This is a genomic window from Pseudomonas sp. FGI182, assembly GCF_000511325.1.
Lineage (GTDB): Bacteria > Pseudomonadota > Gammaproteobacteria > Pseudomonadales > Pseudomonadaceae > Aquipseudomonas > Aquipseudomonas putida_Z.
On sequence record NZ_CP007012.1, the window covers coordinates 4,522,397 to 4,536,770 of the forward strand.

At 53.1% G+C, this 14,374-nt stretch carries 13 protein-coding genes and 1 pseudogene; 7 read left to right on the plus strand and 7 right to left on the minus strand.

Annotated features, from left to right (window positions below):
* The first annotated feature begins 143 nt into the window (after positions 1–143).
* A complete protein-coding gene (locus tag C163_RS19895) occupies positions 144–1,394 on the plus strand; it encodes a ribonucleotide-diphosphate reductase subunit beta (RefSeq protein ID WP_024087598.1) in 1,251 nt (416 codons plus the stop codon).
* A 237-nt stretch (positions 1,395–1,631) separates the two neighbouring features.
* Here C163_RS19895 and C163_RS19900 read toward each other — a convergent pair whose 3' ends face one another.
* Positions 1,632–1,880: a helix-turn-helix domain-containing protein gene (locus tag C163_RS19900; RefSeq protein ID WP_025340288.1), complete on the minus strand. Its 249-nt coding sequence runs from the start codon at positions 1,878–1,880 to the stop codon at positions 1,632–1,634.
* Between the two features lie 304 nt (positions 1,881–2,184).
* Between C163_RS19900 and C163_RS19905 the strand changes: the two genes are divergently transcribed.
* From C163_RS19905 to C163_RS19920, 4 genes are all read left to right on the plus strand, one after another.
* On the plus strand, positions 2,185–3,381 hold the full coding sequence (locus tag C163_RS19905; RefSeq protein WP_049866774.1) for an SAVED domain-containing protein: 1,197 nt from the start codon (positions 2,185–2,187) through the stop codon (positions 3,379–3,381).
* 2 nt (positions 3,382–3,383) lie between these two features.
* Entirely contained in the window at positions 3,384–4,652 is a 1,269-nt protein-coding gene (locus tag C163_RS19910; RefSeq protein WP_256220380.1) for a nucleotidyltransferase, read from the plus strand.
* Positions 4,653–4,896: 244 nt separating this feature from the next.
* Complete coding sequence (locus tag C163_RS19915; RefSeq protein ID WP_256220381.1) at positions 4,897–6,417, plus strand: ThiF family adenylyltransferase; 1,521 nt, start codon at positions 4,897–4,899, stop codon at positions 6,415–6,417.
* Positions 6,414–6,896, plus strand: coding sequence for a Mov34/MPN/PAD-1 family protein (locus C163_RS19920; RefSeq protein WP_025340292.1), 483 nt, complete (start codon positions 6,414–6,416; stop codon positions 6,894–6,896). The genes C163_RS19915 and C163_RS19920 overlap by 4 nt, the downstream gene beginning before the upstream one ends.
* Before the next feature lies 1 nt (position 6,897).
* On the opposite strand, the gene C163_RS19925 is transcribed toward C163_RS19920, so the two are convergent.
* Positions 6,898–7,449, minus strand: coding sequence for a 3'-5' exonuclease (locus C163_RS19925; RefSeq protein WP_025340293.1), 552 nt, complete (start codon positions 7,447–7,449; stop codon positions 6,898–6,900).
* Between the two features lie 267 nt (positions 7,450–7,716).
* Here C163_RS19925 and C163_RS19930 point away from each other — a divergent pair, with 267 nt between their 5' ends.
* Positions 7,717–8,811, plus strand: a complete 1,095-nt coding sequence (locus C163_RS19930) for an SAVED domain-containing protein (protein WP_025340294.1) — start codon at positions 7,717–7,719, stop codon at positions 8,809–8,811.
* Between the two features lie 130 nt (positions 8,812–8,941).
* Here the strand turns inward: C163_RS19930 and C163_RS27250 are convergent, their stop codons facing one another.
* From C163_RS27250 to C163_RS26765, 4 genes and pseudogenes are all read right to left on the minus strand, one after another.
* Positions 8,942–9,535, minus strand: coding sequence for a hypothetical protein (locus C163_RS27250; protein WP_025340295.1), 594 nt, complete (start codon positions 9,533–9,535; stop codon positions 8,942–8,944).
* Positions 9,536–9,967 carry a hypothetical protein gene (locus C163_RS27255; RefSeq protein ID WP_155951637.1) on the minus strand — a complete coding sequence of 144 codons (432 nt, stop codon included), beginning with the start codon at positions 9,965–9,967 and terminating at the stop codon, positions 9,536–9,538.
* 595 nt (positions 9,968–10,562) lie between these two features.
* On the minus strand, positions 10,563–11,852 hold the full coding sequence (locus tag C163_RS19940; protein ID WP_155951638.1) for a hypothetical protein: 1,290 nt from the start codon (positions 11,850–11,852) through the stop codon (positions 10,563–10,565).
* 188 nt (positions 11,853–12,040) lie between these two features.
* A pseudogene (locus C163_RS26765) lies at positions 12,041–12,608 on the minus strand (transposase); the annotation flags it as partial.
* A gap of 418 nt (positions 12,609–13,026) precedes the next feature.
* Between C163_RS26765 and C163_RS19950 the strand changes: the two are divergent.
* A complete protein-coding gene (locus tag C163_RS19950) occupies positions 13,027–13,434 on the plus strand; it encodes a Bro-N domain-containing protein (RefSeq protein ID WP_371257951.1) in 408 nt (135 codons plus the stop codon).
* A gap of 472 nt (positions 13,435–13,906) precedes the next feature.
* Here C163_RS19950 and C163_RS19955 read toward each other — a convergent pair whose 3' ends face one another.
* Complete coding sequence (locus tag C163_RS19955) at positions 13,907–14,368, minus strand: hypothetical protein (RefSeq protein ID WP_025340298.1); 462 nt, start codon at positions 14,366–14,368, stop codon at positions 13,907–13,909.
* Between the last annotated feature and the right edge of the window lie 6 nt (positions 14,369–14,374).

Sequence of the window (14,374 nt, forward strand, 5' to 3'; positions counted from 1 at the left end):
CCAGGTACAAGCCAGAACACACCAGATGTAAACGAGAGTCAGCCTCTCGAGCTGTCCATTCGCCGTAACGGCCTTGCGTCAGGCATCACATTCTTAAAATCCAACCGGTTGCCCCAGGGCGACCCTCAAGCAGGAGCCAAACCATGCTGAGCTGGGACGAATTCGACAAGGAAGACGGCGAAGTAGCCGCCAAAGGCAACACCCCTGCGCAGGCCGCTGCCGCCGCCACCCTCGACAAGCTCGACAGCGCCGGTGGTGCCGCCGCCCTGGAAGCCCGTGCCGCTACCGCTGACGACTCCGACGCCGTCAAGCGCGCCAAGGCTGCCCTGAACGACCTCGACATCGCCGAAGGCCTGGCCGAGCTGGAAGGCTCCGGCGCCCGCGTGCGTGTTGACGAAAAGCGCATGATCAACTGCCGCGCCGACCTCAACCAGCTGGTACCGTTCAAGTACGACTGGGCCTGGCAGAAGTACCTGGACGGCTGCGCCAACCACTGGATGCCGCAAGAGGTCAACATGACCGCCGACATCGCCCTGTGGAAGAGCATGGACGGCCTGACCGAAGACGAGCGTCGCATCGTCATGCGCAACCTCGGCTTCTTCTCCACTGCCGACTCGCTGGTAGCCAACAACCTGGCCCTGGCCGTGTACCGCCTGATCACCAACCCGGAGTGCCGCCAGTACATCCTGCGCCAGGCCTTCGAAGAGGCGATCCACACCCACGCCTACCAGTACTGCATCGAGTCGCTGGGCATGGATGAAGGCGAGATCTTCAACATGTACCACGAGATCCCATCGGTAGCGAAGAAAGCCGCCTGGGGCCTGAAGTACACCCGCGCCATCTCCGATCCGGAATTCAACACCGGCACCGTCGAAACCGACAAAGAGCTGCTGCGCAACCTGATCGCCTATTACTGCGTACTGGAAGGCATCTTCTTCTACTGCGGCTTCACCCAGATCCTGTCCATGGGCCGCCGCAACAAGATGACCGGCGTGGCCGAGCAGTTCCAGTACATCCTGCGTGACGAGTCGATGCACCTGAACTTCGGTATCGACGTGATCAACCAGATCAAGATCGAGAACCCGCACCTGTGGGACGCGGCGATGAAGGAAGAAGCGACCCAGATGATCCTGCAAGGGACCCAGCTGGAGATCGAATACGCCCGTGACACCATGCCACGCGGCGTGCTGGGCATGAACGCAGCGATGATGGAGGACTACCTCAAGTTCATCGCCAACCGTCGCCTGACCCAGATTGGTCTGAAGGAAGAGTACCCAGGGACTACCAACCCGTTCCCGTGGATGAGCGAGATCATGGACTTGAAGAAAGAGAAGAACTTCTTCGAGACCCGTGTGATCGAGTATCAGACTGGTGGGGCGTTGAGCTGGGATTGATTATCCGAGCCCCACTTGTCACGATCGTTGATCACGAAGTCACAATGACTTGAAAGTGGAACTCCCTAGCCCTCGTCTTCAGTGAGTTTCCGCAGCAGATAGGGCAAAAAATGAAAAGTCACCTGAGCCGTTAAGGCGCAGGTGGCTTTTCAGCATAACGCCAGGGTTGAATTGCCCCAGCGCCTCGCTCAACATTAAGTTCAAACCGGCGGAATCGAGTCCTTCAAGGCTCTGAGTTCACCCCCGAACCTTTTCGATTATTTTTTCCTCCCCTCCTTCCTGATCAACCTGCATCAAGATAATCAAGGTCGCAGGGTTCACCCCCAGTCGCTCAGCGAACTTTTCCATCTTCTCAATCGTTGGACTGCGAATTCCACGTTCAACGGTGCTGACGAATGACTGACTAGCGCCAATCTGCTCTTGGGCTATCCCCTTCTGAACTCGGACAGACTTTAGCGCCGAGCCAAAGGCTAACTTGCGTTCCATGTGCTAATCCTTGTATTCAAGTTTTGGTGAAGCTCGGTGAGCAGCGAACAAGCGAAAAGCACACACGCTTAGCCAAACCGACCCTTTAAACAATCAACTTAGAGCACACACATTACAACTTCCGAACGAATGACAAAAACACACAGAATCACCTCAAACGGATGGACTGCGACATATTAAGTCGCAGTCCATTGAACTAAAAAAATCCATTCAATTTCTTTGACTCCCCCACAAAATCGTGATCAAATCACAACCATCTTAGATACATAAATCGCTCTTAGCCAGTGAATGAGTTGAGGTCCGCATGGATTTCGAGCAAACTTCAGACATTGTCAAAAGTCAAAAAACCGCCGTCAAAAGTGGAAGATTCAATACTAGTGCTGACGTCAAAAGATTGGTATGGACCCGGTCTGCTGGGCATTGTGAGCTATGTGGACTTGATCTAACGCAAGACTTTCGCGTTGGAGCATCGATGAATTGGGCTGAAGTTGCTCATATTCTTCCTGCAAGCCCAAAAGGACCAAGGGGAGGACCAGAGTGCGATTCAGCCCTGGCTCAGATCCTTACTAATGACGTAAGCAACCTCATGCTGCTATGCCCAAATTGTCACGAAAAAATTGATCGCGACGATGAGGGTTATCCAGAGAAAGACCTCAGCAGTCTACATGAGGCCTACATTGAGCGAATTCGCTTGGCTGCAACCGCGCCAGATGCTGGACGCGCGGTGGCCTTGATTGTTCTAAGTCAGCACCACGCCACTCACAACGACATTTCAGAGCGAGAGCTTTTGACAGCGATGTCAGCCGAGGGCTTGGTCGCATTTGGCCCTGTTGTTAAGCACATTTTTGCAGCCCCAGGCCCACGTGGACGAGACAATCTTTATTGGCAAAGCATCAAGGACGATGTCCAGTTCGCAATTGAAAAGCAACTTCGGTTACGTGGTGGGAGCTTTGGAGATATCCCTGCTCTAGCCATTGTTGGCATCGCAGACATCCCGACCCTTATGGTGTTGGGGCAGTCATTGGGAGATCGGTTCAATCGCTACCTGTTTTCATCCAGTCGAGAGCATCGTCTTAAGTGGCCGGATCTCAAAGCAGAACCTCCTGAATTCACTATTACGCTCCCACCACCAAGCAATGGACCGATAGCGTTGGTGCTGTCCATCTCTGCCGAAATTCCATCCAGGGACATTTTCAAGGCACTACCCAATGCTCGAATCGCAACACTGACTATCAAGGAACCTAGCTACGCGATGGTACGCAATCGTCGTGTCATTCATGCATTTCGCGATGCATTACAGATTCAAATCAGCCAACTGGAGGCCCAAACCCTCGAAGAAATCCACGTATTTGCAGCAATCCCCGCCGCGTTCGCAATAGAGTTCGGTGCTCTTCTGACGACTCAGCACCAGCACTCCTATGCGGTTTACGACCGGGACAAGACTGAAGAGAACGGATTCCAACGTATTTTAAATCTGGGTCCCACTACTGACGAGAAATGACCATGACGTTGATTACCCAAGATGAACGCACCAGGCAACGCAGTTGGGAACTGCTCCTTCTACGCGCTGCCAATCGCATTTCCTTGACTCCGAGCCAGTACCAGACGATTGATGATAGGTACACTCAACTGCAGAAAATCCTGTCGGTTTCGACCAATCCGCTCCTTGCAGGAGCTCACATTTTCGTTCAAGGGTCGATGCGTTTGAGAACAACCATCAACCCTGTCACTGGAGCTCCCAAAGACCTTGGGACCATTGATGCCGATGCCATCATCTGGCTGCCCAATGCAGCAAACGCTGATGCCATGACGGTGATGAACGCAATCGAAGAACGCTTCAAAGAAGGCAGCAGGGTGCAGTCAGCCATTAAACCCCTGCGCCGCGGCATCCGTATCGAATATGCTGATGAGAATCCTGGTTTCCACATCGACATCACTCCTGCCCGGAATGTGAGAGGCAATTTCGAACGGGACGGCAAAGGGAAACTTGAGGTGCCGGATCGTGACATTCAAGACTGGAAGCCCAGCAGTCCAATTTCTTACGCGGACTGGCTGAACGATGCCTCGGAACAGCACATCACCCTAGAGCGAGAGCTGGTTGCGGCGATGGAAAGCTATAGTCGAACGCTCGACTCGGCCACGACCCAAGAGCCATTACCTACCTACCAGGAATACGACAAGCTCGATCCGCTTCGGGCTACGGTAAAGCTGTTGAAACGGCACCGTGACGAATGGGCTATTGAGACTGGTGCTACGAACCATCGCCCTATCTCGGCAGTCATTACTACTCTGGCGACGCACGCCTACCTCAGGGTTGTTCAAGAGTCCAAAGCCTCTCCACTGACGCCTGTCGAGGCGATTATCAAAATCGTCCAGAAGATGCGTCAGTTCATCGGGTTCAACGAGGGGGAGTATCAGGTCTTGAACCCGGAGGATCGCGGTGAAAATTTCGCCGAAAAGTGGAACAAGCCTGGAGAGGGCGAAAAGTATCGCGCGGCATTCAACAACTGGCATGCCAGCGCCGAAGTCGCGATTCAGCTTGGTCTGAAAAGCCACGAAAGTGAAGATGCTTTCGCCCGCGCCATGAACTCTACCTTTGGTATCGGTAACGCGCTGATCAGCGAAGTGAATAGGCAGATACCAGGCTCATGGACGATGCCTGGACGCACCCCGGGAACAACCCGAAATAAGGCGGCCGCTGCAGTATTTTATAGCGGTGCAAGTCAGTCCAAATCTCAAAGCGGTGTGGAACCAGTTGAACGCCTCGGTTGAGTCTACCCCCACCCTCTTGGAGCGCGGCATCGCCGCCCTCCAAGATTTCATTGGCCAAGAAGCCGCCTACCTTCTTCAACCTACTCCGAGGCAGAAGGGCGAGGCGGAGAGTTTCACATTCCCACTACCGGCTGACTACACCGGGATAGAGCGTCGAGTACGCATTTCATTCCCAACCCATTTCCCCCAAGCATCACTCCAGCTGCATGTCCAGCCCTCTCCCTGGCTTAAATGGCCTCACGCAATGGAGTCCGGTCTTTGCCTCCACGGCTTTCGTGAAAAACCGATCACTGGAACGCCAGAAGAGATCGTGAGGGATAGTCTCTCTCGCCTCTCATCGATCTTGCGACTGGTAGCCGAAGGAGCAGATCCAGCTCTGCGTGATACCGAATTTCATAACGAGTGCACCACGTATTGGAGCCTGCAATTGGACTCCGCACCACAGGATCTCCTGTTGCTTGAACGCCCAAAAACCGCAACTCAGCTATTTGCGATCAGCGATCCACGGCCAGGTAGACGCAATCGCACAGCATGGCTTGCTTCAAGCAAGGACTTGTTGAAAGGCCGTCTGAAGCAAGTGATCGGTCACGCTGGGAAAATCCGAGCGCCGTCCGCGGCTGGGTTTTATGTCAAACTGCAGACCCATCCTGATATACGCTTTCCAACCCCTGAAGCCCTTTTGGATTGGTTGACCCCACACCTGAGCGCAGACGACGCTAAACAATTTCTCAATTGGTTTTCGGGAAAAGGCTCAGTCGCTGACCGCTGGATCATGCTTGAGTTACCAGGTGGACAGGGAGCGCCTGTGTACTGCTTGGAAGTTCGCTCCTACAGCAAGCAACCAGACTATGGACGCTGGCACGGGTTTAGGTCTGCCAGACGCTGGTCGGGTAAGCACCAGCCAGCCCACGCCCCTGTACTTGTGCGCACTACAACGCTCAATATCCTCGACCGAGACGACATACTCTCACGCGACCTCAGCGGTACCGCATCAGATCTCGAAAAGGCGCGTGTTGTCATGATTGGCGTCGGCTCATTGGGCAGCCCAGTTTCATTGCAGTTGGCCAAGTCGGGCGTGGGGGAACTCATTCTGATTGATCCCGATGTGCTGGAGTCCGCCAACCTAGGCCGTCACGTGCTTGGCACAGATGATCTGGCACAGCCCAAAGCAGAAGCGCTGGCTGAAAAGCTCAGGCGTGACCTCCCTATAGTGAAGGTCACCCCAATCCCCGCGCGCTCTGAAACAGTCATGCAGGCTAAACCATCGCTGATCAAAGATGCTGACCTCGTGATCGTGACGACCGCAGACTGGGATTCAGAAGTTGCACTATGGGCTAGCAAGTCAAACGGCGCCCCAAGGAACCTGATCCAAGCCTGGAGTGAGCCTCACTCCTACATTGGACATGCTCTGCTAGCTCCTGATGGAAACTTTGATGGGCGATCGTTGTTCGATCATTCAGGGAATTTTCTGAATAAGTACACGGAGTGGCCTCAAGGAGAAGGAGTCGTACAACTTCCAGCCTGCGGTCAGACTTTCATCCCTGGCGGCGCTTCAGGAATGGCTAATGTAGCGGCAATGGTGGTGCAACTCGCACTGAGATCATTGACCGAGAAGTTCGAACAGCCGGTTTGGAGCACAACGATCTATCGACCTCAGGACATTGCCAGCCGTGGCGGCACCTATCACGGACCCGAAGTGGCAGAAGGCGTTCAGCACATCGTTCTAGAACGCGAGTGGCCAACCGTCGAGGACCAAGGCCAATGACAGCCGTCGCCTGGACGTGGGAGTGGCGTTGCCTCGGTTGCAGATTGTCTGTGACACAAGCCGTTGCCGATGTACTTGATCAGTATCGGCAACGATCATCAAGGTCCGAACGGGGTGGCCAGCTGTTTTTGGATTTAGACGATCCCACCGGACTGATGATCAGTCTGGCCACACCGCCACATGCCCGGGATAGGGCGGGCTGGACATGGTTGGAGCTCGACGCCGAACGCTGCCGGCGCGAGATAGAAATTGCGAACGCACAAGGGCTTCGGCTTGTCGGCTATTGGCATACCCACCCCCAGGCCATTCCCATGATCTCTCCCACCGATGTCAAAAGCTTCAAGAGGTTTGCCGCGCGCTATGCAAACGAACTGCCCCATCCGATCGCTGTGATTGTGGGTCTCTCGTCCGAACGCAACGGTATCAAGGCTTGGCTATTCCACGGCGAGTCTTGCATCGAGGCAACCTTGGCCGACTGACTCAGCCTTGCTCTTCTCTGCGCTTCAACATCAAGGCGAAGAGCTCGGCCTGATGCTGTGCGTCTTCGAGCGCATTGTGCGTAGAGGCACTCCGGGGCTGGAGATTTTCGACCATATGCGAGGATTTGGTCTGTCTCCATTCGAGATTGAAAGCGCCCATGTAGTAGGCCTTGATGTCGAGTGCAGTAAACCCAAACGGGTTCTCTCCAACATATTTGTGAAAGTAGTAATTTACGAATGACCAGTCAAAAGGAGCGTTGAGCCCTACTAAGACGGGCTTCTTCTCACTACCTCCGACATCAGCAACCCAGGCGGAAAACTTCTTCATGGCGTCGACAGGCTCAAGCCCTGTGCGGCTCAGCTCATCAAGATGAAAGCCCGTCACGCCCAAAGCCTCAGGGTCGTGCTTGGGGCTGTCGGGTTTCAGCTCCATATAAAAGCTCTGCTCTGGCCGCCCGACCACACAGGCCCCCAAGGAAAGCATGCTGTACTCCCCAGGAATGGGGCCAGAAGCCTCGATATCAACAGAAATAAAAAGTTCTTGAGTATTCATCTCATCCCCCAACACCGGAACATTATCGAGCATGTGAGTTTATCATCTTGTCCTAATCCAAGCTGGTTCGCTCGCCCCGCTGAGAGCTTAACCATTTCTCCATACCTCTTTTACAATCGGACCGTACATATTGCAGAAAGCATCCCCTAGTGTGCCAAACACGTGGAAAAGCCTTCATCAATAGTAGCTTTAGATCATGCCATCCGTGATCATTGACTGACAGCATGCACCCTGCAGAATACTGCTTTGAATAGAAAGGAAGAATTGATGGTTAAGGAAGAAATCTTGAACTGGGGAAGGAAGCTGATCGATTGGTTCGTCCGTCCCAAGAATTTTGGACTCAGCCTTATCCGCAACGGAGTCGTGTTGATAGGCCTTTCGCTGGCCGGAGGCTTAATTGGAAAAATCATATTCGTCAGCGCCTCAGTGCAACTGCAAGCAAGCGTTGATACGACTGGCGGGCCTGCTGCCTGGATGGTCATTACCGCCTTCGCGGTAGGTCTAGTGATGATTATTGCCGGAGCAGGCTTCAATCTGCACGACCGTAAACAACTCGCCCGGCAGCGCGTCGTTCTTCTGGAGCAGAAAGGATTGTTCAAGATCGATACCCCGCTGGATAGCACGGTGCGAGATACCATTGGCGGTAACGTCGAGCGGATCCTCGTCGACATCCGTGAAGGGTTGACGGAAGGTCGCATATCGAGCCCAGAGATTGCGCTGCAGAAGGTGGTGGAAGGTCGAGGCGATCTGGTTCGTCGGTTGGAGGGCGAGAACAAAAATGACGTCAAGATCGCCTACGGTGGACTGATGGCTGTACCATTCACTTTTCTTACGGGCTACCTCCTGGATGACGAGGGAGGAAGCGTACAGGTCTTTGACTGGGATCGGTTCGGAGCCGGTCAATGGCGCCTTATCGAAAAGGGGGTTGATGATGGGCGACGGCTGGAAATCGTAGCTTCGCCCAACGGCGTAGCCGATGAAGTGGTTTTGGCGATATCAATTTCCTATCCGGTCGACGAGGCAGGCATCGCAGCTACTTTTCCAAGCTTCCCGATCATGCACCTGAAAATGCAAGAGCTGTCCTCAAATGCGCACTGGTCTCAGGAGAAACAATCCGCTTTAGCGGAGCAGTTCCTGCAGGCAGTTAAGCTACTTTCAGGACAGGGCACAAAGACCATCCACCTGGTCCTAGCAGCTCCGAACAGCGTGGTGTTCAATCTGGGACGTAGTTACGACAGAAGGCTCTTGCCGACCGCGATCATCTATCAATATGAGCGGTCCTCCGTGCCAGTCTATCCGTGGGGAGTCGCCCTACCCTCCCATGAGCACAATCAACCCGTGATCGTTCACACGTCTCGATAAAGTGACTTACTGCTCTCTGGCTCCGCGCGGAACCTCGAGTCCGCCCCTGTAGATGCAACCTGCGAACGCCTCTAGTACCATGCTAAAGACGCTCGCAGGCTAAGCTCAGGGACACTCTTAGCTCTCTTGGTCAATCCTGCCGGCTCAGCTCAAAGTGTCCATCTGTCGCTGCGCTGGTGTAATAATTACCGGTTAATTTATTAATGCCTAGCGCAGAAAATTTAAGATTGGCAGATCCTTCATATGGCTCTTTCGCCTCGACATCAGTTTTCTTGGGGGTAACCCGGTAAAAATAGAAAATCTGGGCACGCCCCGACTCCTGGTCCTTTTTTGGAACAATAGCGAGCGTCTGTGACTCCGAATTCTCCGAAAGAACTTCCATGCTCATACTCAGCCAGTTCTGCTTGATCACGGCCGTAGCTGATACAGATCCGCTCACTTCAGCATTACGGTAATGAATTTTCATTTCCCAGACACCATTTAGATCAGGAAAAAGTAGAGAGTTCAGTGCAGGGATGCATGACCATACTTTTCGCCATCCCCAATAGCAGAAACCTAGCAATCCAAGATTTAAAACAGCTCCACCGCTAAAGGCCATGGTGAGCGGACTGGAATCACGCTGGAGGCAGAAGAAATCCAATAGGGTGTAGACACCAAACACGCATACACCATAAAAAACGCATAAAAATACGATCACCCGCACTGGATATATCAACAAGAACATTCATACCCCCTCAAAATAAACTTCACGTCCATCCTTGAAAATCACAACACCCAATGATTTAGTTGATATCCCGCACAGGCACACACCCGGCAACATGGAGCCAAATATGGCGGCAACATATCGCCCACCAAATTTTCGCGACCTATTGATAACTGCCGACATCGCTATCGAAGGAGAGAAGTACTGTGACAGTGCAATCAATTTTAAATCCGGACTCAACACATGAAACCCGTCATGCAGGTCACTATCCACTGTAGATAGACCAGCTAAAATCGTAGCCACATCATCCTCAATCGGTATCTCAACATCTAGCCTCAGTGGAAACACAGGAAGCTCAGCACTTGAATCACAAACAACAACCCCTAACCCTGTGAAATCCTTTCCAGCCAGCAACCGGGCTCGACCTAAAACTTCTGCCAGCTTATTAATCATGAAGAAATCCAAACCCTTTGACTTGAGCGATCCAATTGTAGGCCAGCCGCCAATTTTCAGCATTGGGCATCGAATGCTGCACAACGCCATATAATCGCCAATTTGTCAATTTCCACCAGTACCAACCGGATATTACTGGCGGCGATTTTGGGTAGCTGTCCCCCCCGACGCGTTATGGCCAACGGTTCACGCCTCCACACAAACCGCTCCTTACATCCACCATCTGCGTCTGCTGTTGACATTAGAAGCAGTCGCTGAGATTGTCATCCGAATCGCGCCCGATTCTCTGGTGTTGGCCCAGTCCAACACTACGTTCGGACCCTCTTACTTATGAAGAACGGAAGGTGCCGTAGCTCTCTCCACTCCACATCTTCTAGACCTTGAGTGCCATACTCCGATTTTTCATGTACTTGACTCATCCCACCTAATTCTAGAGTTTCGTAGGTAAGACTAGATAGCAACGACGGCTAGCGGCCGCCGAAGCTTGAAGAGCATGAGCTTTCTGAGCTGCCACCATTGAAATGCCTCTCCAAGGCAATTCAATGAGGGCACCAGTTGCCCATTATCGAGGTATCCAGCGGCTTCGTAATTACCGTCAGGACGTCAATACTCCTTTCGCTGACGCTACTAGGCTCATGAGATGCTGTTGATCCGCCGCTAATATTCTGAGAATGGATTCATAGCTTCTTGAATTGGCACGACGACGGAAAGCGTCCTCCTGGAGTCGCTCCGAAATCAAATTAAAACCTTTCTCCCCGACCAAGTTATTTAGCCACTGCACAATATTGTCGTTGTAGAATGGCAAAACCAAACCAGTCCGTCTATTTATCATCATTGCTCGCAGTTCAGCAAGCCTCACTATGTCCGCCACATCCTTATCGTTGGTAATAATTTTATCCACGAAAAATGTAACATCCGGAAACTTCTTAGAGAATGAGAGCGAGTCCAAAATCCTGAATATGTAAATATCCCACGCACAGTTCTTGATTCTATCCAGCGGATCATCTGCAGTGAGCAACGAATTCAATTTTTTTGATGTATTGCAACGCCCACCTCTAAAAAATATATCTGCACATATGATCAGCTCCCGATTCATGACGATTGCCAGATCTTCATCCATGAACCTTATGAGCTCTAACATTTTCGACTCAGGAGTCATCCTCTTGTCAGAGTCCAATATCTTAGCCCGTAGCAGCATACATTCAACGGCGGCAGAATGTATTTTTAAGGCCTGCCCCAGCGAACTTTCTAACGTTTTGGAAAAATCTTTTATCAGGATTTTCGCATGGGCCTCTGCTTCTTCGACATATTGCGTTCGGTAGCGCTCTCCCCATCCTGCGTCCAGCGGACTATCGCATAGACTCAGGCCATAAAGTGCTGCAACAGTTTGCTCGCAACACTCCATGGTCGTAGCGTTCCAGTTCCGGTGTGCCTCCCACAGATACAAATAGGGATTGATGTTCTGCAACACGTCCGGGGTCAAGCTTGAAGCCAGCCGCTCTCTGATTTTTTCGCGCGCTTCAGACGGTTTCTTGTAAGCGATACTTCGGATGTAGGAGGCAACGTTGGAGTCGACGAAAGCACACTGCCCCATCTTCATTTCATACCGATTGTCACCCGCAGAGGCGAACTCGGCGTCCAAGCACCAAAGTGAACGCCCACGGAAAAGGGTTGCAACGATTCCATCATCCAAGAGTTGCTCTCGGCGAATGGGATATGGGCCATCGTTCCGCTCTGACGCATAGAGAATGCGCCAGTCCTTCAGAATATCCGATCGCTCCATATAGCGCTTGTAAGCGTCTTCCACCTCCGGCTCAGAGCAGACTTCAAAAATCGCGTACTGCTCCTCAAAGCTTGGAATGCGCTCTGAAGTACTTTTGTCCACCGCCATAGCCTCCTGAACAAAACACAACTTGATACACGACATCAGCCATGAAACATCCTGAGTAGCCACAACAAGCATACTAGTCACACTTTCATTAACTATGCTATCAGGCATTTACTTTTATCGACCTGCTTTCGCAGTTTTACAAAAATTACGTAGTAAGACACTGAATCACCTCTGGTTCCCCAGACACTCTCCAAGCTCAGGAAATAGCGTTTCTCATACTCTACTGGAGACAGCTGCATAGCACTGCTGTGTCGACGTTTTGGATTATAGAACATCTCGATGTAATCGAAAATATCACTTCGGGCTTCTTCACGGGTTGTGTAGATCTTTCGTCAGATTCGCTCCCGCTTCAAAAGCTGGAAGAAGCTCTCGGCTACGGCATTGTCATGTAGCCGCTGGGGTGCACCTTGAGGGTTTGGTAAAGGCGCCGCACCGGGTAATCAGTCGAGTGCTTCTTGATGAAGGCATACTTCAGCCGCACTCCTTGGCAAAGTACGCGGCGGCCTTTATTAAGATGTCTCGCTCTTCAGTCACGCGCTTGAGTTCAGCGCGTGGCTTGCGCAATTCGGCCTGCTGATCATCGTCTTGCTGACGCTGCTCTTGGGGCTTGCTGTAGACCTTGATCCAGGCGTAAAGGCTGTCCACGGACACGCCTAGGCGCTGGGCGACATCGGCGACAGGATCGCCTTTTTCGGCCACTTGCTTGACCGCTTCTATCTTGAACTCTTCGGGGTAACGCTGACGACTCATGGCATCTCCTATTTTGGCTTCATTATGAGGCTTGGAGGTGTTTACAAAACCAGGGGCGATTCATTCCTCCCTACTGAGATCCAACTGCATCCGCAGTCTCATCGTACTAGGTCATACATAGCCACCTCATATTGACAGTACCAATAAAAACTCAGAAATATTTGACATTTAGAGTCAAGTCATCATGAAATTATACTTAAATATCAGTGGCCTTTTTTCTAAGCTCCGTGGAAAGTGGGGCCGAGCGAAGCATAGGGAAGGCTGCCGATTGGCAGGAAGAAGCCGAAGAGGAAGCTTCCTACAAGGTTCTCATTGTGACTTTTGTATCGTCGCGATAACGTCTGCCGGCGCTTAAGAACGCTCACGCAGCGGTATTCCGTTCCCGTTAGCAGCGGCTCTCCAAATCAGGATGGCCAAGATGGACAGTTTCGATACACCTACCCTCTTCACCCGCCACAACCGCCCCCTCCACACCCTCTGGCTCGAATCCCAAGCCTGGTTTTGCGCCCACGAACTCGCCCGGCTGAGTGGTCACTTCTACGACGAACACTGCATGCGCAAACTCGACCCGGATCAGTACCGCTCCGTGCAGTTGCTGCGCTATGGCAAATACCAGGAAACCACGATGGTCAGCGAATCCGGGGCGTATACCTTGTTGGCGCATCACCATGTGCCGGAGAACCGGCATTTGCGCTGGTGGCTGACGCATGAGGTGGTGGCGGTGCTGCGTGATCGGCAGACGGACGGGATGGAGGATGTCCCGCGACTGGGGCAGATGTGCTGGCCTGGGGGGGGGGAGCGCGACGTTGTTGTATTGGCAGAGTGAGCCTTGGGTGAGGATGCGGGATATGCCGGTGGTGCTGGCAGGGGAGGTGCAACAGCTGCCGCCGGTAGAGAGGCCGAAGTTGAGTTGGCGGGAGTGTGCGCAGCGGGCGCTGCGGTTGCATGGGGTTTAAGCGGCGGTTTTGCCTGGGCGGGCCTCTTCGCGGGTGAACCCGCGCCCACAGGTACTGCGCTGGCTTCGGGGTCACGCTGTACCTGTGGGAGCGGCCGTGGCCGCGAACACCGGCGCAGCCGGTGCCATGCACCGCGTCGCCTGATTCGCGGGCTTGCCCGCTCCCACAGGTACTGCGCTGGCTTCAGGATCACGCTGTACCTGTGGGAGCGGCTTTAGCCGCGAACACCGGCGCAGCCGGTGCCATCCACCGCGTCGCCTGCTTCGCGGGCTTGCCCGCTCCCACAAATGCCGGTGCCATCCACAGCTAGTTCATTTGCTTGCCTACAACACCACTGCCCTGCTACTTCCCCTCCCCAACCGGCTCCACCCGCTGCACCACGATCTGCATATGGCTCGCCATGTCGCTCAGTATCACCTCCCCTTCCTTGTACTCCGGGGTGATCATCAGCGAGCGGACAAAATGCTCGTTGCCACCTTCGCGCTTTTGCACGTTCTCGAACGCCACGATGATCGTCTCGTTGCGCCAGTTGCTGATGTCGAAACCGCCCGCAGCAACGAACTCACTAATGTCGCGCTCGTCGTTGAACACATTGGCAGGCAGGATCAGCAGGCGGTCCTTGAGAAACACCTGATAATACTGGCGAGGCCCCACCGGCCAGTTCTGCTCCACCACGTGCTCGATGCGCCAGTGATGGACGTTATTCTCATAGACCACGACACGCTCGACCTTATGGCCATTGCAAGCAACGAGCAAGGGCAATAGCAAACCACCGAGCCAGGTACGCTTTCGGCGCAGATTCATCCCGAT